Genomic DNA, 23,147 nt, shown 5'->3' on the forward strand with positions numbered 1-23,147 from the left:
GCGAAACATGAAAGATAATAAACCGACCGTTTATCAGGTCGTCAGGAACTTTATCTCCGCCCTGGATAAGCAGAGTGAAAATAAGAACGTATCCGGGATACTGGCTGTGCTGAGGAATTCCCTTGGAAAAGAATATGAGGATGCTTCTAATGTGTGGCCTGTGATCATTCCCTTTATGCCGGATGAGTTCATGGGGAGCGGCACTCCAACTTACGAGGAAAAAGCCATCTACAACACTTTGCAGCTGTATGCCCTCGGGCAGCAGGGCTCCTCAAAGGTGGAAAACGACAAGGATACTAGAAACATGGGAGCCTCTCTATCGGCGCTGAGGACCGATGATTCCGCATCACTGGACAGAAGGTTCAGTGCCATGATAAATTCCTCATCCTATAACGAATTTTTCCAGCACATGAAACACCTTTTCAAATTGGGAAAGTCCAAGGGAAATTTCAAAGTGAATTACCCGAAACTTGCCGAGGACCTTTTCTGGTATCAGATGGGTAATAACAGGCAGGTCAGTTTGAACTGGGCCAGAGACTACTACAGGAGCAGAGCTAAGAATACAGATAGAGGAAATTCAGAAGATAAAACTAATAACGAAGAGTAATAAGGAGACAATTTTATGAACACTAACAGAAACGAGAACCGCTTTTTCCTTGATATTCACGCTATCCAGATCCTTCCGCCGTCAAACGTCAACAGGGATGATACCGGAAGCCCTAAGACAGCAGTTTACGGAGGAGTTACCAGGGCAAGGGTAAGTTCTCAGTCCTGGAAGAGGGCAATGAGAACTTACTTTCTAGATGAAATGGGAAAGGACATGGGAGTAAGGACAGTACATGTTACTAAATATGTAGCTGATTTTATCATGGAGAAGGATCCTTCTATAAGCGAAGAAAAAGCATTCAAAATGGCAGAGAATATACTTAAACTCGCAGGACTCTCCCTCACAAAAGGCGTTACAAAGGCTCTGTTCTTTATCGGAAGCAAGCAGGCGGAGAACCTGGCTGAAGCGGCAATCTCAGGAGAAAAAGACAAAGATAAGTTGTCTCGGATGCTCAGCAGCGAACCGGCGATAGATATTGCACTTTTCGGAAGGATGGTTGCAGACAGCAAGACACTGAACGAGGATGCGGCCGCTCAAGTGGCGCATGCCATTTCTACTCACGGCGTACAAACGGAGTTCGATTACTACAATGCGGTGGATGATCTGAGACCGGAAGACCAGTCCGGAGCTGCCATGCTTGGAAACATAGAATTCAATTCTTCTACTTTGTATAGATATGCCAACGTAGCAGTTCATAACCTCATGGACCAGCTTGGAGACAAGGAAAAGGCCATCGACACGGCAAAGCTGTTCATCGAAGCGTTCGCTAATTCTATGCCGACAGGAAAGTCGAATACATTCGCAAATCAGACTCTTCCGCAACTTCTGATGGTAAACATTCGTCAGGACAGGCCTGTAAGCCTGGTGACTGCGTTCGAAAATCCTGTAAAAACCAAGGGCGGTAATGCGGAACCATCCATTGTGCGTCTTCTGGAAGAGGAAAAGAAAGTGGAAAAATTCGTAAGAAAGCCTGTATGCTCTCTTATCGTGACGATGGATGATGATATCTCTCTTCCTGAATGGGCTGAAGAAGAAGGCAACTTGTACGACCTTCTGGATGAGTTCGGGAAAAGAGCAGAGGAACTTCTTTAGAAAGAAGGTAAAATACATGAAGGCCATAATACTTAAGATTTCCGGGCCGCTTCAGGCCTGGGGAACTGATTCCCATTTTAATACGAGGCATACGGATGATCACCCGTCAAAAAGCGGAGTGATTGGAATGATAGCTGCTGGTCTTGGATGCGGCAGGAATGACGATGAAACATTAAAAAAGCTGAACGAGCTGAAATTTGCCGTAAGAGTAGATCAACCTGGACAGATATTAAGGGACTATCATACGGTGAAAAAAGATAAGCCTGATGGGAGATCTGGTCACACATATGTCACTAACAGATACTGCCTTGAGGATGCAGTGTTTCTGGTAGCTTTGAGCAGCGATGATGATGAATTGATAAAAACTGTGGAGAATGCCGTGAAAATACCGTATTTTCAGCCGTTCCTGGGACGGAGAGCTCTTCCTCCAACAGCGGATCTTTTCCAGGGAATCATTGACGGAGATCCGATAACTGCCTTGAAGAAATATCCATGGCAGGCTGCTGAATGGTATAAGAGGAAGCCTCACAAGAAGATCCATATTTACGCTGACGCAGTCCTGCTGTCAGATGCTCCTTCTCGCATCAGAAATGATGAAGCGAGTTCCTTTTCCCAGAGAAGAGGAAGGAAGTTTAATCCAAGAAGAGAAGCACACATCGTTATAGATGCTTTTTCAGAAGGGGCGAACGCTCCGGATAGCAGGGAAGAACATGATGCTTTTGCCGCCATAGGAGAGGAATGATATGTATTTATCTCAAGTCGAAATAGATGTTCTGAACAGAAGAAAAATAAAGGATCTGACCCACTTGGGTGCATATCATAACTGGGTGGAGATGAGCTTTCCGGATGAGGTCGGTCAGGAAATCCGAACACGAAAATTGTGGAGAATAGATAGGATCAGAGATCACATTTATCTGCTCATAGTCAGTGAGGATAAACCGGATCTTGGTGCCATGGAAAAGTATGGCGTTCCTGGAAGTGCTGAAACCAAATGCTATGATAAATTCCTCGGTTCGATAAGCGAGGGAAGGCTTTACAGATTCAGGGTTACTCTTAACCCGGTGAGGGCTGTTTCCCAGGGAGAAGGGAAAAGAGGAAGGCTCATGCCTGAAATCACGGCGGAACAGCAGCTTGCCTTTCTGGAGTCCAGAGCCGAGAGACTGGGCTTCAAGCTGATGCCTGAGGAATATCAGATCGTGGAGAGAAGTTGGGAGCCGTTCAGGAAAAAAGGACAGAGATTGATGCGTCTGAGCAAAGCGACGTATGAAGGAATACTGAAAGTGACAGATGAGGAACTGTTTTACAATACTCTGACAAAAGGAATAGGAAAGAAAAAAGCATATGGCTTTGGATTGATGACTGTTATACCTTTATAAAATGAGGATTGAAGAAAAATGGCCTATGCAAAGACAAAACTGCCGCAGTTGCCAAGGGCATCCGACAGGGTAACCTTTATATACGTTGAACATGCGAGGATAAATAGAAACGATGGTGCGGTCACAGTGGCTGAAAACAGAGGAATAGTGCGTATTCCGGCTGCTATGATAGGTATTCTTCTGCTGGGACCGGGCACTGATATTAGCCACAGGGCAATGGAACTCCTGGGAGATACGGGGACAAGTGTTGCCTGGGTGGGTGAGCATGGTATACGTCAGTATGCTCACGGAAGAAGCCTTTCGCGCACATCCAGATTCCTTGAAAAGCAGGCAAAGCTTGTCAGTAATACTCGTACTCGGCTCCAAGTGGCGAGGTCGATGTATCAAATGCGATTTCCAGAGGAAGATGTCTCTGAACTGACAATGCAGCAGCTCAGAGCAAAGGAAGGAGCGCGTATTCGTAGATTATATCGGAGAATATCTCAAGAGTATGGTGTGCGATGGGACGGTAGAAAATATGATCCGGAAGATTACCAGGGTGGCGATCCAGTCAACCAGGCACTATCCTCTGCAAATGTTGCTCTATACGGTCTGGCTTACAGTGCTGTGTCGGCTTTGGGAATGGCTTCCGGACTGGGGTTCGTGCACACAGGACATGATCTTTCTTTTGTCTATGATATTGCGGACCTTTATAAAGCGGAGATTACGATTCCTATCGCATTCCGGATCGCGTCAGAGTATGAACCAGGAGACGATGTTGGAAGAATTGCTCGTCAAAACGTTCGTGATGCTTTTTCCGACGGTAAAACTTTTGCACGAATAGTACGCGATATTCAATTCTTAATCGGCATCGGCGCCCAGGAAGATGAGCAAATTATTGTTGATCCGTTGAACCTCTGGGATGACAAAGAGGGAACGATAAAATACGGGGTCAATTACAGTGAGGTCTGAAAATGCCTTTTACAGTAATTACTTTGAAAAAAGTCCCGAATTCACTCCGTGGTGATTTGACGAGATGGATGCAGGAAATCGCCACTGGAGTCTATGTGGGCAATTTTAATTCAAGAGTCAGAGAGGCTCTATGGCAAAGGATTACAGACACTGTTGGAGACGGAGAGGCAACTATGAGTTTTGCCTTCCGAAACGAAATTGGCTATTCATTCCAGACGATCAACGCGGAAAGACGGGTAGTTGATTATGATGGAATTCCGCTGGTCCTGTTACCGTCTAAAGAGAGTGAGACGCAAGGAAAAGATAAAACTGCCGGATTCAGCAATGCAAGTAAGATACATAGAGCAAGACGTGTTGTCAGACCGGAAGCAGAGCATCAGCAAACAGAGCTTGTTTTTCTGGATATTGAAACTACGGGACTTGACGTTGAAAAAGATAAGATAATTGAAATCGGGGCAATTAAGTTAATGGGAGAAGAGGAGGAGGTGTTTCACGAACTTATCAAGATAAAAGAAAAAATTCCAAACACAATTGAAAAACTAACAGGTATAACTAGCTCTGAACTTTCTTCAGATGGTGTGGAACTCGAGCGATGCATTGCAGAATTCAGAGAGTTTATCGGGAAGTCAGAACTGATCGGTTATAACATAAGATTCGATATCACATTTCTTAACAAGGCTCTTTCAAATGCTTCTCTTCCGCCAATACATAATAAGACTTCTGATCTGATGCGTGAAGCAAAAAAACGCAACATGTTCCAGACAAATTACAAACTGGACACCACACTGAAGGAATATGGGATAGATAAGGTGGTACGACACAGGGCACTGGAAGATGCGAAATTGATAAATCAGTTATACAATGCGATGAACGAAAAGAATTAGTCGGATCGTAATAAACTGACGCCGCGGAAAGTGAATAAAAACAGGTCGATGACTGGTGAAAAGCCGGTATTTTTAAAGGATTTTTTGCTGTGGTTCCCGCGTGAGCGGGGGTGATCCTATCCTGACGGAATGATTACGGCAAGCAACAGAGTGGTTCCCGCGTGAGCGGGGGTGATCCTGACGCGTCCTGCAAGATCATCCTCATGCCATCGTGGTTCCCGCGTGAGCGGGGGTGATCCCAAAACAGTGGTCGATCACCGGTACAACTTTGCGTGGTTCCCGCGTGAGCGGGGGTGATCCTGGCAAAGACGTTGCCGGCGTTGGATATCTGCAGTGGTTCCCGCGTGAGCGGGGGTGATCCTCCGTCGCGAAGGCAATGAAGATGAAGTACAAGGTGGTTCCCGCGTGAGCGGGGGTGATCCTCAAAATTGGAACCATCAAAGGCAGACACGATAGTGGTTCCCGCGTGAGCGGGGGTGATCCTGGGTTGATAAGCACTACATCACCTATGTGGATGTGGTTCCCGCGTGAGCGGGGGTGATCCTGCGATGATTGGATTCCCCCTGCGATCTGGGAGTGGTTCCCGCGTGAGCGGGGGTGATCCCGGCGGATCGAAGTCTTATAAGGTCTATTTCAGGTGGTTCCCGCGTGAGCGAGGGTGATCCTCAAGTCTGTGGAGTAGTACCATTTAAATGCAGTCGTTAAATCCACAAAAAGATGATAATATATCATCAGGGAGGTGGAGACATGAAATACGATAAGGAATTCAAACTGCAGGCTCTTGAACTGGCCGATGAAATCGGCGTCAAGGCAGCTGCGGAGCAACTCGGCATCAAGTATTACACACTTGCCGACTGGCGTCGCCAGCGCAAAGCTCACGGCGAAGAATCTTTCGTTGGCAGTGGTAACAAAATGATACCGCTCAGCGAAAAGGATCGTCGCATTAAGGAACTCGAAGCGGAGCTTCGGGAAACCAGGCGAGCTAACGATATACTCAAGGAGGCCCTCGGTTTTTCGCACAAAGCCGGAAGAAGTGAGAGCCCGGAAACGCTTTGAGTTCATTCGTGAATACAGCAGCAGATGGCCTGTAAGCGTTATGTGCGATGTCCTGAACGTGAGCGAGACCGGTTATTACAGATTCAAAAGGAATCTCGGTAAGCCCGGCAAGGACGCTGTTCTTTCGGCAGTTATGCAGGAAATACTCGATGAGAATATATACAACGATAACTATGGTGTGGATCGAATGCAGATAGCACTTGGAAATCGCGGTTACAAGGCTGGTAAGCGCAGGACAGCCAGAATCATGAAGGAAAATGGTTGGCTCCATGAACGTAAGCGCCGTCCGAAAGGCTTAACTGGGGCAACTACTGAAATACAGGGGAAGGAAAACCTGATCAAACAGGATTTCAGGTCAGATCAGCCGTATCAGAAGTTGCTTACCGATATATCTCAGATAGCATGCCGTGACGGCAAACTATACATATCTCCAATAATGGATTGCTTCAACGGAGAAATACTTTCTCTGGTAATGCGAAGCAATATGTGCAAGGAACTGTGCATTGATACATTCAATGCAGCAGCCAAAAGGTTTCCTTTGAACGGAGCCATACTCCATTCAGATCGCGGAAGCCGGTATACAAGTGAAGCATTCCGTGAAGAACTCAATAATGCCGGTGCTCTGCAGAGCCTCAGCGGCGTGAACCATTGCTTTGATAACGCCAGGATGGAAAGCTTCTTCGCTACTCTCAAGAAGGAACTCCTCTACAGGATTCCAACATACAAGATGAAGATGGAAGAAGTTAAAACAATCATCTTCAGGTATGTCTTTATCTACTACAACCGGATAAGGATATACACTTCAAATCCGGATGGTCTTCCGCCGGCAGCTTACAGGAGACGTCTGGAACAATCGTTAGCAGAAGCTGCATAATTTTGTGGGTTTAAAGACTGCACAAATATTGACAATTCCACATATTCGGATGGAATCATCTCCCTACAAATGCCCGTTTCACCGGCTTCTGCATTGGAATGTTGGGTGATCAGATTTTTCTGCTCTCCGTCCTTTGCATGAAGGATAGCTGGCGAGCAGGCATACCCGACAAGGATAAAACGGAGCTGGTCACAAGCGGTATTTACCGATTCAGCCGCAATCCGGAATTTCTCGGTTTTGATATGATGTATTTCGGCGTTTTGCTGATGTACTGCAATCTGCTGACAGGGTTCTTTACGGCATTTGCCGTGGTGACGCTGCATTTGCAGATCTTGCAGGAGGAAAAGTACCTTGCCGGTGTATTCGGTAAGGAATATCGGGAATACCGGAAGCGGGTGTTTCGGTATCTCGGAAGAAAGCGTTCATGATTGATGGAGGGCAAGAATCATGCGTATAGAGCATATTGCAATGTATGTGAATGACTTAGAGAAAGCAAAGAATTTCTTTGTTCATTATTTCAATGCGGCGGCGAATGAGGGCTACCATAACAAGGTAACTGATTTTCGTTCTTATTTCCTCTCATTTGATGATGGTGCAAGGCTGGAACTCATGACCAAGCCGCAGATGAACTGACGAAGAGACTACGTGATGACGGATACCCTGTTGCCAGCGAGCCAAGAATGACCGGTGACGGTTACTATGAAAGCTGTATAATTGGAATTGAGGGTAATCAGATCGAGCTTACCGAATAAGCAGATTCTAACTTATGAGAGGTGGTGATTTTCATGCCGCAAATGAACAAAGGCGGAAAATACATTTTCGGGATGTCTCTCATCCGTGAGGATGGGAGTGTGCAGTTCCCCACGCAGGCCGTGACGGAGTATCGCATTGCCGAGGAAGGAAAGGTGTATCTGTTCACCGGCAGCAAAAGCACAGGCGGCTTTTGCGTAACACGTCGGGGACTCCTTCTTCCCTCCAAGCTGGGAAAGATCTTGGAGGAAACACCGGCACTTAGGGACTATACTGAAAAACAGGGAAATTTTATTCCCTATAAAGGTCGGTCATACTGTTGGACAGAGATCACCCAAAGTGGGCAGATTACTTTAACGGAAGGGATGATGGCCTTTCTGAACATAACGCCCGGTATGAAGCTCCTGTCAATCCGCAGCAGCGATATTGCCTTTACCATGGGCGCAAAAGGGCCATTACTGGAAAAGGCAGCGCATTTCGAGGGTGAGATTCCGTTGTTTTCATGACTGTCCAGTGAGTATGCAAATGTCACTTCCTATCTCAGCAAGAAATGTCGAGAAATCCTTTTTGAGAAACAGTAAAATAGCTTTGCAATGAGGAGGTGAACAGCATGAAAGAACAGATTTTGGCGGTACAGAGAATGCAGGATTACTGTTGGGATGACAGCAATCCCCGTATTTAGTTGGAACCTCGTGGCAATCGTGGGTACATCGAGCTCAAAGCGGTCAAACAGAAATAAGGATGTCAAGGGCGGTGTCGAAGATGTACCGCCCTTGACACTTTTTATAGTGCGCCCGGCGAGCGCACGTTCTAAAGGGTGAAAGTCCCGAATCCGCCCGGCAGTGGGAAGGATACAGCCGAAGGCAAGGGTGTCCATCGTGAGGTGGAATCTGAAGGAAGCCGGATGTGGGGAAAATACTAACCCATGGGCAAACCTCTGGCCTGACGAACAGAAATCGCATATGAGGCTCTGTATGAGGATAAGGCCGCTAAACAGGTCAAAGTCCAATTACTGCACGGAATCATGCAGTGTAAATGCGGCAGGTAGATGGAGGAAAAGAACGTGTGAGTACCCGGGGAGGTCTCACCAGCAAGGAGACTTGAAGTAACAACGAATGGTGAGAAGTCAGCCGAAGCCATAGTAGCGGGCCAGTCCGTGAAGGGCCGAATCAATAGGAGTCTTGAGTACGACCGGGAAAGGAGGAACGAACTTGAGCACAGAAAACAAGAAAGAAAGCTGCCTGCAAAGGGATAGCGCGGAACGTAAAGAGTATGCAGGAGCGCGCCGTTCATTCCGCCGGATATGGAAGGAAAGGGACAGTGCAGAGCCGGAACTTCTTGAGGCGATACTGGACAGAAGAAATATGAATAAAGCCTACAAGAGAGTGAAGGCAAACAGGGGAGCGCCGGGTGTCGATGGAATGACCATCGAGGAGGCACTGCCTTACTTGCGGGAGCATAAAGATGAACTCATTGGAAGGATATTACGTGGGAAATATACCCCGTCTCCGGTGAGGAGAGTCGAGATCCCGAAACCAAACGGTGGAATACGAAAGCTTGGTATTCCAACTGTCATTGACCGTATCATCCAACAGGCCATCAGTCAGAAACTCATGCCCATCTACGAGCCGAAGTTTTCGGACGGAAGCTATGGCTACCGGCCGGGACGAAGCGCAAAGGATGCGATAAACAGAGTGAAGGAATATGCGGAGAAAGGATACCGCTATGCGGTTAGTCTTGATCTCAGCAAATACTTTGATACGCTGAATCATGAGCGGCTTCTGAATCTGCTGAGAAAGGATATCGATGATGAGAGAGTCATTCAGATCATCAAAAGGTACCTGAAGAGCGGAGTGATGGTGAACGGTGTGGTTATGGAAACAGAGGAAGGTTCGCCCCAGGGCGGAAACCTTTCTCCGCTTCTGGCCAACATTTATCTGGATGAGTTTGACAAAGAGTTCGAGAAGCGCGGGGTACCATGTGTACGCTACGCAGATGACATTGTATTGCTGTCGAGAAGCGAAAGAGCCGCAAAGCGGCTGCTGGAAACGAGCACTTCATATCTGGAAGGGAAGCTGAAGCTGGCCGTGAACAAAGAGAAGAGCAAAGTTACCAGTGTTTTCGCTATCCGAAATTTTAAGTACCTCGGCTTCGCACTGGGAAGGAACGGAAGCGGAATATACGTTCGCGTTCATGCGAAGTCGTGGAGAAAGATGAAGGCTAAACTGAAAGATCTCTCTTCCCGGAGATGGGTTCAGAGCGTCATTCCGGCATTGCACAGAATCAAGGTGTACATGCGCGGATGGCTAAATTATTACGGCATAGCCGCAATGAAGAACAGCATCGGAAAACTCAATGGATGGCTGTACCACCGAATCCGGATGTGCATCTGGAAGATGTGGAAACGGCCGCGGTCAAAGATGAAGTATCTGATGAGACTGGGAATCCCGAAATACTATGCCTATATGACGGCAAACAGCCGCAGAGGGTATTGGTTTACATCGGCGACCAGCACAGTCAACAGAGCTTTGTCGAAAGAAATACTGGTACACATCGGATTTTATGATCTATCCGAAGCATACCAGCGAATGCACATCAACTATTGAAAGCGCCGTATACGCGAACCGTACGTACGGTGCTGTGAGAGGACGGGGGGGAAAACTCCCCCTCCTACTCGATTATATGGTTTTTCTTAAAAAGTATTGACAAGTAACCACTCGGTAACTATAATATAGTTACCGAGTGGTTACTGCTATAAAGGAGGATGATTATGGCTGGAGATACGAAAGAGCGAATCATGGAAACGGCCTTGGAGCTGTTTGCGGAAAAGGGCTACCTTGGAACATCCATGAACGATATTGCAAAGCAGCTTGGTTTTACAAAGGCTGCTCTGTACAAGCACTACACCAGTAAACAGGAGATTTTGAATCGAATCGTGGAACGGATGAATGAAATGGACTATGAACGGGCAAAGCAGTTTGAAATGCCGGAGGGCAACCTTGCCGAGATCGTGGCAGCTTATCAGAAAACGCCGATTGAAAAGGTTCGTGCGTACAGCAAAGCCCAGTTCCTGCATTGGACGGAGGAAGAATTTTCTTCCCGCTTCCGCAAAATGCTGACGCTGGAGCAGTACCGGGATTCGGAGATGGCACATCTTTATCAGAAATATCTTGCTACCGGCCCTGTGGACTATATGGCAACGATTTTCCGTGGCTTGACGGATTCCGAGGAAAATGCCCGACACCTTGCGCTGGAATTTTACGGGCCAATGTTCCTGCTGTACAGCGTTTCCGACAGCGGAGCCGATCAGGAACAGGTCTTATCTTTGCTGGATGCCCACATTGCCCGCTTCATTCATCAGATGGAATCCATACACAGGAAGGAAGCGAGAACATGAGTGATGGTGGCAAAGAGGAAAAGCAATGGGTACTGTGTCCCGTGTGCGGAGCAAAAACACGGCTGCAACTGCTTCGGGAAACGGAGCTGAAAGCATTTCCGCTGTTTTGCCCCAAATGTAAATGCGAAAGCATTATTGACGCAAAGAACTTTATCATTGAAACCAAAAAGCCAGACGCTAAGACGCAGTGCTGATCACGATTTTCGTGGCTCGGTGCTGCGTCTTTTTCAGGAAGAAAGGACAGTAAATTATGAAAACGATTGGATTGATTGGCGGTATGAGTTGGGAAAGCACCGTCACCTATTATCAACTGATCAACGAAGCCCTCAAAGTAAAGCTGGGTGGATTGCACTCAGCAAAGATTCTTCTCTACAGCGTAGATTTTGCGCAAATCGAACAGTATCAGGCATCCAGTGAGTGGGATAAAAGTGCGGAGGTGCTGACTGATGCGGCAAAGCGACTGGAGTTGGCAGGGGCGGATTTCATCGTGATCTGCTCCAACACCATGCACAAGATCGCACCGCAGTTGCAGCAGGCTTTCCATATCCCCATTCTCCACATTGCAGATGTCACGGCTGACGCTCTGCTGGCGCAGGGTATTCGTAAGGTTGCCCTGCTGGGGACTAAGTACACCATGACGCAGGACTTTTATAAAGCACGGCTCATAGCACGCGGTATGGAAGTCATTGACCCCAATAAACAGGAAATCGAAGCTGTAAACCGTGTGATCTATGAAGAATTGTGCCTCGGCGTAATTTCTGAAGCATCCCGTCGAAAGTACAGCGAGATCATCAAGCGGCTGAAAAAGGATGAAGGGGCGGAAGCGGTGATTCTTGGCTGTACGGAGATTGGACTGCTGATAAAGCCGAAGGATTCTGCGCTTCCCGTATTTGACACAACACGCATCCATGCGGAGGCGGCTGCGACTATGGCGCTTGATGTGAAATAAGGAATTAGGAGATCAAACAATATGAACGCAATCATTTATACTACCAACACCGGCAGCACGGAGCATTATGCCAAGCTGCTGGCACACGAAACAGGGCTTCCCGCCTACTCGCTGGCAGAAGCCAAAAAGAAAGTTTATCCCAGAACAGAGGTCATCTATATGGGCTGGATCATGGCAAGTTCCGTCAAAGGTTATGCCGAGGCAGCCAAACGCTACCATGTGTGTGCCGTCTGTGCCGTGGGTATGGGGCAGACGGGAACGCAGACGGATGTGGTGCGAAAAAAGAATCGCATCCCTGTGAATATCCCGATTTTTACATTGCAAGGCAACTTCGATGTTGCAAAGCTCCACGGCCCATACCGTCTAATGATGGAAATCATGGTCAAGACGGCTGGCAAGGGACTTGCCAACAAGCCTGACCGCACACCGGAGGAAGATGATATGCTGGATATGATGCTCCACAGCGGCAACCGTGTAAGCATCGACAATTTAGGTTCTGTGCTGGATTGGTACAGAACTCGGAACTAACTGAAAGGTGGAATCATTATGAAACTTTATTTTGGAAGCACTGTCACCACTGTTACAACGGTGATGCTCCTTGCTCTGCTGGGCTTTATGGGCTATTCAATTATCAATCGTGCAAATGTCCAGTATTGGGGGCGCAGAAGCCTGTTCCTGTTGGTATTCGGTCTTGTTGTTTGCTGCTTTGCGGCAGCACGGGACGGACTGGACAAAACCATTCAGTGTGCCATTGATGGAAGCTGCGCGCCTGGGCTGTTCCCGCTTGTCAGCTTACCTACCGCCATCGGCTGCATCGGTGCACTGATTATTATCGTTGCCGCGATTGCCACGCCCATCGCCAAAACGCAGCGGGCACGGGAGATCTGGTTCTTTCTGATGTCCGGCGGCGCTGTGCTGAAAATCGTGACGATGGAGATTGCACGAATGATTCTCTAAAGGAGGCGAAAGCCTATGCCGCAAAGGCAGCTTCTCTCCATCCGCAGCAGCCAGGTGCATACGGTGCAGAAGCAGTCATCCTCGGCTGCACGGAAATCGGCCTGCTGATAAAGCCGGAGGATTCCGTGCTGCCCGTATTTGATACGACACGCATCCACGCAGAGGACGCCGTAACCTTGGCACTTAATGGAACTCATCAATCAAGAAAAAATACTGAACGAGAGGTGCAGAATGAAGCCGACCGTCATTGACCCAAAAACAACATCCCGCGCCGAAGCATATGAGCTTTGGATGAATGCGCCGAATCCGATGGTGACCTTCTTCAAAACGTTGGATGTGACGCCGCTTTTTCGGCTCAGCCGCAGGCGTAATCTTAAATTCAATATGCTCCTTTGCTGGTGCATCGGCAAGGCGGCAAGCGGTGTCAAAGAGTTTTATACGCTCCCCGTAGGACGCGAACTACTGCAATATGAAAGCATTGCGGTAAATACCATCGTGAAGAACAAAACCGGAGAAGTCAGCTCATGTGATGTGCCGTTCAACACCAGCCTTGCGCAATTTAATACGGACTACCTGCGTCTAACGCATTTAAATGGTACTACTCCAGTTTCCTTCTCCTGTACGCCGCCCAGAGCATTGTTCTCACGCAAACAGGGGCGATTCTTAACTTTTACATCCCAAAATCCGAAATCGGATAACTCTTTAAGCGGAGGAATATTCCAAGTTCAAATCAAGGCAATATCCTTTTGCCTTGCCAGACAATTGTGCAATTTTTTTTGTTCAAACAATAGACTATTTCGTGAACAGCAATTATAATGGATTCGAGAGAATATCTGATTTTATTGGAGGGAATGAATATGTCAAGTCAGAAAAAGTCCGGGAGCTTTCTGAAAAAGCTCGTATGGGCAGTTGTTATCGTGATTGTTGTTGCAGTGGCCGTTACAGGGTTCAGATATTTAAAGGCATCTGAAGACATAAAGGACGCGACGATTTCTGCGAAACTTGAGAACGCGTCTGATCTAACGACGCAGAAACTGATTTATTCGGGTGTGCTCGAATCATCGTCGGGGCGTATTCCGATCATCAACAAAGATAAGTTCCTTATTGAATACAAGGCCACTGTGAATGCGGGGTTTGATCTTTCAAAAGTGGATGTGTCGCATGATGATTCAACTGTGACAGTAGTCATCCCTCACGCTGAAATACAGACGATTAATATTGAGCCTGAGGACATTGAGTTTCATGACACCAATTTCTCTGTTCTCAGCGCAGACAAAAATGCTACGGTCAAAGCGATCGGGGAAGCGAAAGACGATGTGAGGAAATATGCCGGGAAATCGGGATTGACCGATGCGGCAGATAAAAACGGCGCCCAGCTTGTCAAAGGCCTTTTGCGTGATTCCGTAGGCGATCGGGAAATCAAAGTTGAGTATAAATAGTGTCTGCCCGTTAAGTCCCCGTCGGACTTAATGAGCGCTGCTGACGGCAGTTCGCCAGCAGTGCCGCGGCGCACAAACCGATGGCAGGAGTGTGCGCCGGAAGACACTGTTTGAGGCCTGTGCCCGGGGGTTCGGCCGTTTCCGAGAGACTCGTTTCCGAACCCCGCCGCTGCAGGGTTTGCGGAGGGATCTCCTGAAAACCTCTTGCGGCAGGCCGCTGAAACATCTAAAATCCGAGTTCTTCACCGATAAGGACCACATGAAAATCGGACTCGATAGGTTTCCTGTGTACAATGGTTGTTATGTTACAAATGCGTTCATCTCTATTGCACCCGGGACAGATTCCCGTAGCTGTGGAGGCGCATTCATCTCCGTATTTTATATTGTCCATTGGAGCAGCGTGAAAATGAACCCGCTTGCGTCCAGATTCTTCATCGGGGACGATTTTGTTGACGCCGGCAACGACTATGATCCGATCTGCGCCGTAGCACATGCCTGCGACGCGGTTTCCCACGCCATCCACGTTGATGATCTCTCCCTGCATGGTGATTGCGTTGGCACCAAGTATGAATACATTGCTGGTAAGGTACTCGGCGAGCAGCTGCCGAGCCTCCTCTCGGGTGTCAGCTTTGATGTATCCGTAAGAATCACTGTGGTAGCCGTGCAGGTTGAGTGCGGCGATATTGGGGATCGCACGGCATTTTTTTGCGGACAGATCATCATCAATATCCATTGCATATATTGTGTGCGAATCGCCTACTCCGACTGTCGAACCGTCTGCAATCAGAGAGAGAAGATGCCTTTTGGCAGACATGAGATCATCGAAGTACGCTGCCTGGAAGCCTTTCTTTTTCAGTCGGGTGACCGCATTCTGACCAAGCTGACGATAATGGGTCTTTCGGATTTCCGATACATTATACTGAGCATCTTTTATTTTGAAATTCTTCATGGTCTGATCTCCTTTCCTGTCTATCGGTTTCGGAGTTCTATCGACTGTTTTTTGTAGTGCAGATATACAGCAGCGCCGGCAATTATCCAGACGAGTAAAAGAATGTCACACATTGCGCCCATTGATATCAGGGTTCCCGGGATGATCATCATAATGATCAGAATTGAACATACGAATATCGCGAACGCAATGATCGGTTTTCCGCCTGGGACGCGGAACGGACGTGTAGCATCAGGCTGTTTTCTGCGGAAGACCAGACAGGAGAGTGCCATAAACAGCCATGCGACTAGAAACGCAAGTCCGCCGAGGGTGATCAGTGGAGCAAGCAAACCTTTGCCCATGAAAACGCCGATGGTCGATATAATGGCGATGAACAAAAGGGAATTGCTATGTGTTTTCTTGGTGGATAAATCGCCGAGTGAATGCTGCATGAAGCCTGATGCAGCAAAGCTTCCGATCAGTTTCGATCCGGCCAGATCGAAGCCGTTGAAGGTTGTAATCACTCCCATTATTGTTCCGATGATCATGATGACTACTAAAAGCTTTGAGCCGGTGGCGTTTTCGTAGGCTGCAACAAGGGGGAGAGCCCCTAGATTAACCTCATCACCGGTAACCATCACAAGGCTGGAACATATTATCACCAATATATAAATCGCGCTCCCGAGCAGTATGGTTCCAACCAAAGCTTTGGCGAGATTGCGCGGGTTGATTTGGCTGTCCGCTTCATCAGCAGCTTTTGGAATTGTATCGAATCCGTTCATGAAGAAAATCATGGAGGAGATTGCGAGCATAATTCCGGAAATCTTCCCGTTGGACGAGAACATCGGATGCAGATTTTCAGGTTTTCCTGCGGCAAAACAACCGATGAAAAAGATCACAAAGGAAATCAGCAGCAGTGTTGTTGCGCAGTTCTGGAAGAGTTTAGAGGACTCCACGCCCTTCATGTTCAGCCACGTCAGCCCCCAGATCATCACCAGTCCTATAATGAGCTCCGGAAGGTACAGTGTATTTCCAAGGATCGTATATAATTTGATTGTCTCAATCTGCGGAAACAGATAAGCGATCATGGAGGAAACGGACAGGGCGACCCAGGGGTACATAGTCAGATAACCGAGGATCAGAAACCACCCTGTGATAAACGACGGCAATCTCCCCATCAGTTTAAACACATACGCGAATTCGCCGCCGACAACCTTGATGCTGGTGCACAATTCCGAGTAGACAAAACCGATTGGTATGACAATTAAAGCCGTAATTATCATAGCACTGATCGCGCCGGCTGTACCGGCGTTCGTGATCCACAGCGGAGCTGATACTACCCAGCCGATGCCGATCATACTGCCGAAGGCTAGAGAAAAGAAATCTTTTCCCGTCATGCCCTTCTTTTTCATTATTAACTCCTTCCCTGTTCGATGAAGGCCGCATAGTAGGCGCCGGAGATATAATCCAGAATCAGATTTGCCGCGACATGACTTGTCAATTCACGGTGATCTGTCATCGGATTGACTTCCACAAAGTCAATTGCGTCTACGACAGGCGCGAGACGGCGGATCATGTCAGACAGTTGAAAGTGATTCAAACCTGCCGGTTCCTGGCCGCCGGAGCCTAAGGCATATGCCATATCCAATGCGTCAATATCGACCGTCATATATACATAGTCAGTACCGTCGGTTACAATTTCTTTGATTTTCTCTGCGGTGGCTGCAGCTCCGTTGGCATAGACCTCCTTCGGTGTGATAATTGTCATACCGCTGTTTTTGATGAAATGATAATGTTCGGGATAATTATAACCTCTGGGACCGATTTCAACGATATTTTTCGGATCATATTTATCCATTTCGGTAGCTCTGCGGATCTCGCTGCTCCCGGAATAACGTCCCTGAACGGGCGATTCCACTTTCAGATCCAGATGGGCGTCAAAATCAATAATTCCGATTTTGCCGTCTGCTTTTTCGTGCATCGCCATGAATCCGGCGTTAGTGATAGAATGATCGCCTCCGAGGATTAGCGGTTTATATCCTTCGTCCATGACTTTTTTTATTTCAGCAGCCATGTCTTTCTGCGCCTGCAAGTTATCATAATGTACAATGTTATCAGTATTTCCGAAGTCCTTCAGATCAATCTTGTCATAGTCCACCAAGTAGTTATTGCAGACATCAAACAGTTTGTTTTCCTCCATCCTGTTCATGATGCCGGACAGCATTTTGCGTATGCTGTCCGGAGCGTAGCGTGCACCGGGCCAGCCTCTTCCGGCTTCAGTGTCGTAGTTCAGTCCGATCATTCCAAATTTCAGTTTATCCATTGTGGTCTCCTTCCAAATTTAACGATTGAATTATTTAATTCGGATCCGACACAATTCTAATATAGCAACTGGTATGCCAAATACCGCAGGACGGATTGGCTCGAAGAAAATTCAACGAAATAATTGTGCAATTTAAATAATTTTGGCGGATATAATTTTCTGAGCCATACCTTGATTTTTCGAGATGATATTGAAATGTCACAAAGCGTGACGTTTAATTCTGTTTACATTTTGTCAAAATATTTTACGTTTTGTCTTGAAAAAAATTATGTCTATTATATTATATAATAAGTTGTGTCTGCTCATTAAGTCCCCGTCGGACTTAACGGGCGCTGACGGCAGTTCGCCAGCAGCGCCGCGGCGCACAGTCCGATGGAAGGGTGTGCCGGCAAAGATCAGTGAGCAGTGCTGCGGTGTATAATCTGATATATATGTGCCGGTGCCGATTAACGGTGGAAAATACTTCAGGGGGATTTGTTATGCAGGAAAATGACAGAGTATTTAAAGGCTTATTCAATAACCTGGATTCGCTTCTTATAGTTGACAAGAACGGAAAGATTCTCTACTACGAGGATTATAACGATGAAATAAATGTGGTCCGGTTTGAAAACGCTGTGGGACGTTCTGTGTTTGAACTGTATCCTTTTTTCCGGCGAAAGGACTTTACTTTGTTCAAGGCTATCGATACCGGCCGGATTATCGTCAATCAACTGCAGTACTTTGAGATAAACGGCGTTCAGCATAAAGCTTTGAATTCTGCTTATCCGTTAATCAATGAAACCGGCGTTATCGGCTGTATGGTAATGTCCACAGAACTGCGAAATTCCTCAGGAACGAAGATTAGCAGACCGGGAACCTCAAAATATAACTTTAACGATATTGTTACGCAGAATCAAACGTTTCTTAAAAGCTTTGACAAGCTCAGACGATTGGCGGCCAGTGAATCGACAATATTGGTCTTTGGAGAAACGGGAACCGGAAAAGAACTGATCTCCCATACAATTCATGCGAATAGTCCGCGCCGGAGCAAACCGTTCATCATACAGAACTGTGCGGCGATTCCGGAAAATCTCATGGAGACAACATTGTTTGGTTCTGTCAAAGGGAGTTATACCGGCGCTACAGATCGTCCGGGCCTGTTTGAAGTCGCTGACGGGGGAACATTGTTTCTTGATGAGATCAATTCAATTCCCTATAACATGCAGGGGAAACTCCTGCGTGTTCTGGAAACTAATACGGTTCGAAGGGTCGGCGATACAGATGACCGGCAGATTGACGTTCGTATAATTGCCTCGACCAATGAAGATATCGCCATGCTGGTGAATAACGGCCGATTCCGCAAGGATTTATGGTTTCGTCTCAATGTCGCCAGTTTCTATGTTCCGCCTCTGCGGGAGCGGATCGAGGATATACCGCTGCTTTGCCGACATTATATTGAATATTTTAATGCCATTCGAAACCACAGAGTTTCCGGAATTGAAAAAAACCTTATGAATTTCTTTATGCAGTATCCGTGGGAAGGAAATATCCGCGAACTTCGTAATGTTATTGATTACGCCTGTAACATTAAGTCCTGCGGTGAAATCACATATGATGATGTTCCGGATTATATGATACATCGCAGTGCATATATGGAGGGGGAAGAAACTTCCGGAAATCAATCGATGCAGGTGTCGATGGGATATCAGCAAGTTCAGCCGGGCAGAAGCCTGACCGATCAGCTGAACGCTTTTGAAAAAGAAATTATTTTAAATGCATATGAGCGGAACCGTTACAGCATTACAAAAACTGCAAAGGAACTGAAGATTTCACGTCAGACGTTGTATAACAAACTAAAAAAATATAGTGTAACATAAGCGCGGAGGACATCGGGGAACATTGCAGCAGAATCAGATTCCGCCGAAGAAATAGGGGAAACGATGTTTAGTATGGGAAATGAGGAAAAACGGGCCGCCTGGAAATTCGTGGTCATCTTTATTCTGATAGCGGCAGCGGGCGGGATTTTCTACAAAGGATATTCGATGTATCAGGAGCAGACGATGGGGCAGATTGTTTCAAAGTATGCTGAAGAGGGCCCGCTGATTTACGGCGCTGACGATAGCGCGCCGCCGCTCCGTTACGTAGACCGGGACGGGCAGTATAAGGGAGTGGTGCCGGATTACATCGGGCTGATTTCCATCGAACTCGGTATCGATATCAGGTGTGTGCCGTACAAATGGGAGGACGCTCTGGATGCGGTGAAGACCGGGAAGAGCGACATGATTGATGTCTTTGTGAACGCAGATCGATCGAAATACATGGTATTCACCAAACCGCTGTATACCCTTCGAACCATTATGGTCACAAGGCGCAGCAGAAATTACACGCTGAATGATATTGACAGTTTGAAGGTAGCGACACAGCGGGGAGATTTTGCCAACGGATATCTGAAGGAACATTATCCGAACGCGAGGCTGGTCTATGTACACGATGTAGGGAAGGCTCTGGAACTGCTGATTGACGGAAAAGTAGACGGAGTGATCGGCGACGAGCCGGTGACACAGTATTATGCGGCGGAATTAGGGATACGTGATCAGATCAGAACCATCAATACGGCGCTTTATGAGGAACCGGTGGTGATCGGTGTCAGTAAGGACAAGGCGGATCTCGTAAAGCCGCTGAATTATGCGATAGACAAAATCAACCGATCCGGACAGCCGGAGAAGATTCAGCAGCTATGGTTCGGGATTTCCACGCCTCTGCTGAAGACCGGGAGCACAGCGACGCAGATTTTTCGATATCTGATGGTGATCCTGCTGCTTGCGGCACTTGCCTTCGGCATCAAGTTCATTGAGAACAGACTGCTGCGGAGACAAGTCCGACTGCGTACCAGAGAGCTTGAAGACAGCCGGAACGAACTGGCGCTGATGTTAAATGAGATGCCGGAGGGCGTACTGGTAATCGACAGAAAAGGCCTGATCCAATCCACGAACGCACCGGCTGCGTCCTTTGTGAAACTAGCTCCGGAGGAACTGCAGGGAATGCATTACGCGGATTATGTGAAGCGACTGGGTACTGAGCAGACGGAGCAGATCATTGAAGCAGTCGAAAAGCATGAAACCGGAACCACGCTCCGGGCGGACAGGGGTCGGACCATACTGGAGTGCAAGCTTCTTGAGCTTGGAACGGAGCGAAAAAAGGATCTCATGATGACCATTGAGGACACTACGGTGGATGTGGTGAAAAATAATCAGCTGCTGCAGTCCTCCAAGATGATCGCGGTGGGACAGCTGGCGGCGGGGATGGCTCACCAGCTCAGGAATCCGCTGGGGATTATCCGCACTCACAGTTATCTGCTGAGTCATAATTTAAGCATAGATCACAGAGGACAGAGATCGCTCCGGTATATAGATGAAAATGTGGAGCGTGCCAGCTCCATTATAGACAATGTTATGAACTTCTGGCGGATAGCCGATACCAGTATATCGGAAATCTGTCTGAAGGAATTCATCGATTCTATTGTGGTCTTGAATGCAGACGAGATCAGGAAAAAAGAACTGACTGTGGAGGTGGACTGCGATGGGGCTCTTAGCGTCAGAAGCAGTCAGGAATCGCTGAAGCATATTCTGATGAATCTCATACAAAATGCGATAGAGGCGGTGGATGAGCAGTCAGGAAGGATTATCGTCAGAGCTCGCAGAGGGAACGATCGCATTCTTCTCATCGACTGTGAAGACAATGGCTGCGGAATTCCGAAAGAAGAACAGGAATTTCTCTATAATCCTTTTTTTACGACCAAACCTCCCGGAGAAGGAACCGGACTGGGGCTGTATATCGTCTATTCTGAAATCGAACGTCTGGGCGGTGAGATCAGCCTGGAATCAGCGGTTGGAAGGGGAAGTGTATTTCATCTCCGCATACCGGATGGGGAATCGCCCGGGCAGAACACCTGTGGTGATCGGAAGGAAGGAACTGCCGTATGAATGAGCGGATGTTTAGTATATTGATCGTGGATGATGAGCCGGATTACAGAGAGACGCTGAGTCTTCTCTTCGAGACGCTTGGATATCGGACGGCGCAGGCCGGCTCTGCGGAGGAAGCGCTGACGCTGCTTGAACAAAGGTTTTTTCCGCTGGTTGTAACGGATATGATGATGGAGGGAATGAGCGGGATCGATCTGCTGAAAATCGTGAAAGCGGATTATTCGGACGAGATTGAAGTCATCATGGTGACGGGATACGGAAGCATTGAAACCGCTGTGGAAACCATGAAGATCGGCGCTTTCGGATATTTTATCAAGAGCCACGATCCGGCGGAACTGCGGCAGGAGATTGAGAAGGCTGTGGAATGTCTTGAGGCCAGGAAAAGGAAACTCATCGACAGCAGTCAGGACAGTTTTGTGATTGGCAGCAGAAATCCGCAGATGGCAAGGATCTGGGCGCTGATAAACAAAGTTGCGGATTCCAACGCAAATGTGCTGATCACCGGTGAAAGCGGAACCGGTAAAGAAATCGTGGCGAAGCGGCTTCACGACCTTAGCAGCCGGAGAGACCGTCCCTTTGTTCCTATTAACTGTCAGAGCATGCCGCCCGGCCTTATTGAGTCGGAACTTTTCGGATATGAGAAGGGAGCGTTCACGGGAGCCGGAGACCGTCATATTGGAAAACTGGAGCAGGGAAGCGGCGGAACCGTGTTTCTGGACGAAATCGGAGACATGAGTATGGATATCCAGGTGAAGCTGCTGCGGACACTGGAAAATCACCAGATAGAACGCATAGGCTCAACACAGTCTGTGGATGTGAATTTCAGAGTGGTAAGCGCCACCAACAAAGATATCCGGAAGGCGGTTGAGGAAGGTAATTTTCGGGAAGATCTGATGTATCGGATCAATACCTTTGAGATTCACATTCCTCCGCTTCGTGACAGGAGAGAAGATATTCCGGATTTTGTCGAATATTTTATCAGAAAGTACGCTGCAGAAACGGGGAAATATATCAGAGGAATGAGTGATGATACGAAAAATTATCTGATGAATTATTCCTATCCCGGTAATATTCGGGAGCTGAAAAACATCGTGGAGAGACTTGTCATTCTGGCGTCGAAAGACGGAATACTGTCTCTGGAGGACGGTCGCCCGGAAAGCGGAGCAGAAGGTACAGAGGGTGGACGGGTAAGTCATATCGAGTCATACAAAGAGGCAAAGAGGGATTTTGAGATACGCTATATCCGGGATGTCCTGAAGAGGGAGGGCGGAAACATCACATGGGCTGCGGAGGCCATGGGGCTGAGCCGCAGGCAGCTTTTCAACAAAATCAAGGAACTGAATATCCGGGTGGACTAGCAGCGGCTGTGAATGACAGAATGATATGTGTCGGGATGCTATGCAGTTTTTTTCAGGGTGGAAAAAAACTGCATAGCATTTTTCTGTTGCGAGTGGTGAATACTCCGGAAGAATCGTATTGCGTTTTGTTCGAAAACGCTGAAAATCACGGATCGACGGAGAGTCCTGCCGACGACTGATAATCATCTGGTACAGGTATTGCAAGTATTACAATAGTATGACAGTATCAATGATTCAGTCAGTT

Annotated in this window: 25 protein-coding genes and 1 CRISPR repeat array; of the genes, 22 read left to right on the forward strand and 3 right to left on the reverse strand. The window is 47.6% G+C overall.

Annotated elements, in window-relative coordinates:
* The first annotated feature begins 7 nt into the window (after window positions 1–7).
* The 19 genes from casB to BHK98_RS11775 all read left to right on the forward strand — a co-directional run bounded on the left by casB (window position 8) and on the right by BHK98_RS11775 (window position 14,332).
* A complete protein-coding gene (casB, locus tag BHK98_RS11675) occupies window positions 8–607 on the forward strand; it encodes a type I-E CRISPR-associated protein Cse2/CasB (protein WP_075714417.1) in 600 nt (199 codons plus the stop codon).
* Window positions 608–622: 15 nt separating this feature from the next.
* Window positions 623–1,699, forward strand: a complete 1,077-nt coding sequence (cas7e, locus tag BHK98_RS11680) for a type I-E CRISPR-associated protein Cas7/Cse4/CasC (RefSeq protein WP_075714418.1) — start codon at window positions 623–625, stop codon at window positions 1,697–1,699.
* Between the two features lie 16 nt (window positions 1,700–1,715).
* Complete coding sequence (gene cas5e / locus BHK98_RS11685) at window positions 1,716–2,441, forward strand: type I-E CRISPR-associated protein Cas5/CasD (RefSeq protein ID WP_075714420.1); 726 nt, start codon at window positions 1,716–1,718, stop codon at window positions 2,439–2,441.
* 1 nt (window position 2,442) lies between these two features.
* Window positions 2,443–3,075, forward strand: coding sequence for a type I-E CRISPR-associated protein Cas6/Cse3/CasE (gene cas6e / locus BHK98_RS11690; protein ID WP_075714422.1), 633 nt, complete (start codon window positions 2,443–2,445; stop codon window positions 3,073–3,075).
* An 18-nt stretch (window positions 3,076–3,093) separates the two neighbouring features.
* The gene (gene cas1e / locus BHK98_RS11695) at window positions 3,094–4,026 is read left to right on the forward strand and encodes a type I-E CRISPR-associated endonuclease Cas1e (protein ID WP_075714424.1); all 933 of its coding nucleotides are present in this window, start codon (window positions 3,094–3,096) and stop codon (window positions 4,024–4,026) included.
* A 2-nt stretch (window positions 4,027–4,028) separates the two neighbouring features.
* Complete coding sequence (gene cas2e, locus BHK98_RS11700; RefSeq protein WP_075714426.1) at window positions 4,029–4,910, forward strand: type I-E CRISPR-associated endoribonuclease Cas2e; 882 nt, start codon at window positions 4,029–4,031, stop codon at window positions 4,908–4,910.
* An 89-nt stretch (window positions 4,911–4,999) separates the two neighbouring features.
* Window positions 5,000–5,576: a CRISPR direct-repeat array (repeat unit 29 nt; unit sequence GTGGTTCCCGCGTGAGCGGGGGTGATCCT).
* Window positions 5,577–5,657: 81 nt separating this feature from the next.
* Entirely contained in the window at window positions 5,658–5,966 is a 309-nt protein-coding gene (locus BHK98_RS11705) for a transposase (protein WP_075714428.1), read from the forward strand.
* Window positions 5,944–6,840, forward strand: coding sequence for an IS3 family transposase (locus BHK98_RS11710; RefSeq protein ID WP_143404587.1), 897 nt, complete (start codon window positions 5,944–5,946; stop codon window positions 6,838–6,840). The genes BHK98_RS11705 and BHK98_RS11710 overlap by 23 nt, the downstream gene beginning before the upstream one ends.
* A gap of 98 nt (window positions 6,841–6,938) precedes the next feature.
* Window positions 6,939–7,268: a methyltransferase family protein gene (locus BHK98_RS11715; protein WP_083628270.1), complete on the forward strand. Its 330-nt coding sequence runs from the start codon at window positions 6,939–6,941 to the stop codon at window positions 7,266–7,268.
* A gap of 19 nt (window positions 7,269–7,287) precedes the next feature.
* Window positions 7,288–7,473: a VOC family protein gene (locus tag BHK98_RS14220; protein ID WP_465250951.1), complete on the forward strand. Its 186-nt coding sequence runs from the start codon at window positions 7,288–7,290 to the stop codon at window positions 7,471–7,473.
* A gap of 161 nt (window positions 7,474–7,634) precedes the next feature.
* Entirely contained in the window at window positions 7,635–8,096 is a 462-nt protein-coding gene (locus tag BHK98_RS11725; RefSeq protein ID WP_465250952.1) for a hypothetical protein, read from the forward strand.
* A 705-nt stretch (window positions 8,097–8,801) separates the two neighbouring features.
* On the forward strand, window positions 8,802–10,196 hold the full coding sequence (gene ltrA, locus BHK98_RS11735) for a group II intron reverse transcriptase/maturase (RefSeq protein ID WP_075714435.1): 1,395 nt from the start codon (window positions 8,802–8,804) through the stop codon (window positions 10,194–10,196).
* Between the two features lie 164 nt (window positions 10,197–10,360).
* Window positions 10,361–10,987, forward strand: coding sequence for a TetR/AcrR family transcriptional regulator (locus tag BHK98_RS11740; RefSeq protein WP_075714437.1), 627 nt, complete (start codon window positions 10,361–10,363; stop codon window positions 10,985–10,987).
* Window positions 10,984–11,181, forward strand: a complete 198-nt coding sequence (locus tag BHK98_RS11745; RefSeq protein WP_075714439.1) for a cysteine-rich KTR domain-containing protein — start codon at window positions 10,984–10,986, stop codon at window positions 11,179–11,181. The genes BHK98_RS11740 and BHK98_RS11745 overlap by 4 nt, the downstream gene beginning before the upstream one ends.
* Window positions 11,182–11,237: 56 nt before the next feature.
* Window positions 11,238–11,936 (forward strand): aspartate/glutamate racemase family protein, encoded by a 699-nt coding sequence (locus BHK98_RS11750; protein ID WP_075714441.1) that lies wholly within the window; start codon window positions 11,238–11,240, stop codon window positions 11,934–11,936.
* 21 nt (window positions 11,937–11,957) lie between these two features.
* Window positions 11,958–12,464, forward strand: coding sequence for a hypothetical protein (locus BHK98_RS11755; protein ID WP_075714443.1), 507 nt, complete (start codon window positions 11,958–11,960; stop codon window positions 12,462–12,464).
* A gap of 18 nt (window positions 12,465–12,482) precedes the next feature.
* The gene (locus BHK98_RS13875) at window positions 12,483–12,893 is read left to right on the forward strand and encodes a hypothetical protein (protein WP_075714445.1); all 411 of its coding nucleotides are present in this window, start codon (window positions 12,483–12,485) and stop codon (window positions 12,891–12,893) included.
* A gap of 231 nt (window positions 12,894–13,124) precedes the next feature.
* Entirely contained in the window at window positions 13,125–13,709 is a 585-nt protein-coding gene (locus BHK98_RS13885; protein WP_245796889.1) for a CatA-like O-acetyltransferase, read from the forward strand.
* 41 nt (window positions 13,710–13,750) lie between these two features.
* Entirely contained in the window at window positions 13,751–14,332 is a 582-nt protein-coding gene (locus BHK98_RS11775; RefSeq protein ID WP_075714447.1) for a DUF4230 domain-containing protein, read from the forward strand.
* A 226-nt stretch (window positions 14,333–14,558) separates the two neighbouring features.
* Here BHK98_RS11775 and BHK98_RS11780 read toward each other — a convergent pair whose 3' ends face one another.
* Genes BHK98_RS11780 through BHK98_RS11790 form a run of 3 tightly spaced genes read right to left on the reverse strand, consistent with a single transcriptional unit; the run spans window position 14,559 to window position 17,583 of the window.
* Window positions 14,559–15,281: a lactate utilization protein gene (locus BHK98_RS11780; RefSeq protein ID WP_083628273.1), complete on the reverse strand. Its 723-nt coding sequence runs from the start codon at window positions 15,279–15,281 to the stop codon at window positions 14,559–14,561.
* A 20-nt stretch (window positions 15,282–15,301) separates the two neighbouring features.
* Window positions 15,302–16,672 (reverse strand): APC family permease, encoded by a 1,371-nt coding sequence (locus BHK98_RS11785; RefSeq protein ID WP_075714449.1) that lies wholly within the window; start codon window positions 16,670–16,672, stop codon window positions 15,302–15,304.
* A gap of 2 nt (window positions 16,673–16,674) precedes the next feature.
* Complete coding sequence (locus tag BHK98_RS11790) at window positions 16,675–17,583, reverse strand: arginase family protein (protein ID WP_075714451.1); 909 nt, start codon at window positions 17,581–17,583, stop codon at window positions 16,675–16,677.
* Window positions 17,584–18,386: 803 nt separating this feature from the next.
* Here BHK98_RS11790 and BHK98_RS11795 point away from each other — a divergent pair.
* The 3 genes from BHK98_RS11795 (at window position 18,387) to BHK98_RS11805 (ending at window position 22,903) form a co-directional block, all read left to right on the forward strand.
* Window positions 18,387–19,439 (forward strand): sigma-54 interaction domain-containing protein, encoded by a 1,053-nt coding sequence (locus tag BHK98_RS11795; RefSeq protein ID WP_245796924.1) that lies wholly within the window; start codon window positions 18,387–18,389, stop codon window positions 19,437–19,439.
* Window positions 19,440–19,511: 72 nt separating this feature from the next.
* A complete protein-coding gene (locus BHK98_RS11800; protein ID WP_075714453.1) occupies window positions 19,512–21,545 on the forward strand; it encodes an ATP-binding protein in 2,034 nt (677 codons plus the stop codon).
* Window positions 21,546–21,553: 8 nt separating this feature from the next.
* Entirely contained in the window at window positions 21,554–22,903 is a 1,350-nt protein-coding gene (locus BHK98_RS11805) for a sigma-54-dependent transcriptional regulator (protein WP_075715186.1), read from the forward strand.
* Window positions 22,904–23,147: the final 244 nt, after the last annotated feature.

Origin of the sequence: Hornefia porci, assembly GCF_001940235.1 — a bacterium.
In the GTDB taxonomy this organism is placed as follows: Bacteria; Bacillota; Clostridia; order Peptostreptococcales; family Anaerovoracaceae; genus Aminicella; species Aminicella porci.

Bases quoted from the DNA above. Each gene is read 5' to 3' on its own strand.
- casB (WP_075714417.1), top strand. From the start codon at position 8: ATGAAAGATAATAAACCGACCGTTTATCAGGTCGTCAGGAACTTTATC.
- cas7e (WP_075714418.1), top strand. From the start codon at position 623: ATGAACACTAACAGAAACGAGAACCGCTTTTTCCTTGATATTCACGCT.
- cas5e (WP_075714420.1), top strand. From the start codon at position 1,716: ATGAAGGCCATAATACTTAAGATTTCCGGGCCGCTTCAGGCCTGGGGA.
- cas6e (WP_075714422.1), top strand. From the start codon at position 2,443: ATGTATTTATCTCAAGTCGAAATAGATGTTCTGAACAGAAGAAAAATA.
- cas1e (WP_075714424.1), top strand. From the start codon at position 3,094: ATGGCCTATGCAAAGACAAAACTGCCGCAGTTGCCAAGGGCATCCGAC.
- cas2e (WP_075714426.1), top strand. From the start codon at position 4,029: ATGCCTTTTACAGTAATTACTTTGAAAAAAGTCCCGAATTCACTCCGT.
- BHK98_RS11705 (WP_075714428.1), top strand. From the start codon at position 5,658: ATGAAATACGATAAGGAATTCAAACTGCAGGCTCTTGAACTGGCCGAT.
- BHK98_RS11715 (WP_083628270.1), top strand. From the start codon at position 6,939: ATGTTGGGTGATCAGATTTTTCTGCTCTCCGTCCTTTGCATGAAGGAT.
- BHK98_RS14220 (WP_465250951.1), top strand. From the start codon at position 7,288: ATGCGTATAGAGCATATTGCAATGTATGTGAATGACTTAGAGAAAGCA.
- BHK98_RS11725 (WP_465250952.1), top strand. From the start codon at position 7,635: ATGAACAAAGGCGGAAAATACATTTTCGGGATGTCTCTCATCCGTGAG.
- BHK98_RS11740 (WP_075714437.1), top strand. From the start codon at position 10,361: ATGGCTGGAGATACGAAAGAGCGAATCATGGAAACGGCCTTGGAGCTG.
- BHK98_RS11745 (WP_075714439.1), top strand. From the start codon at position 10,984: ATGAGTGATGGTGGCAAAGAGGAAAAGCAATGGGTACTGTGTCCCGTG.
- BHK98_RS11750 (WP_075714441.1), top strand. From the start codon at position 11,238: ATGAAAACGATTGGATTGATTGGCGGTATGAGTTGGGAAAGCACCGTC.
- BHK98_RS11755 (WP_075714443.1), top strand. From the start codon at position 11,958: ATGAACGCAATCATTTATACTACCAACACCGGCAGCACGGAGCATTAT.
- BHK98_RS13875 (WP_075714445.1), top strand. From the start codon at position 12,483: ATGAAACTTTATTTTGGAAGCACTGTCACCACTGTTACAACGGTGATG.
- BHK98_RS13885 (WP_245796889.1), top strand. From the start codon at position 13,125: ATGAAGCCGACCGTCATTGACCCAAAAACAACATCCCGCGCCGAAGCA.
- BHK98_RS11775 (WP_075714447.1), top strand. From the start codon at position 13,751: ATGTCAAGTCAGAAAAAGTCCGGGAGCTTTCTGAAAAAGCTCGTATGG.
- BHK98_RS11780 (WP_083628273.1), bottom strand. From the start codon at position 15,281: ATGAAGAATTTCAAAATAAAAGATGCTCAGTATAATGTATCGGAAATC.
- BHK98_RS11785 (WP_075714449.1), bottom strand. From the start codon at position 16,672: ATGAAAAAGAAGGGCATGACGGGAAAAGATTTCTTTTCTCTAGCCTTC.
- BHK98_RS11790 (WP_075714451.1), bottom strand. From the start codon at position 17,583: ATGGATAAACTGAAATTTGGAATGATCGGACTGAACTACGACACTGAA.
- BHK98_RS11795 (WP_245796924.1), top strand. From the start codon at position 18,387: ATGTCCACAGAACTGCGAAATTCCTCAGGAACGAAGATTAGCAGACCG.
- BHK98_RS11800 (WP_075714453.1), top strand. From the start codon at position 19,512: ATGGGAAATGAGGAAAAACGGGCCGCCTGGAAATTCGTGGTCATCTTT.
- BHK98_RS11805 (WP_075715186.1), top strand. From the start codon at position 21,554: ATGTTTAGTATATTGATCGTGGATGATGAGCCGGATTACAGAGAGACG.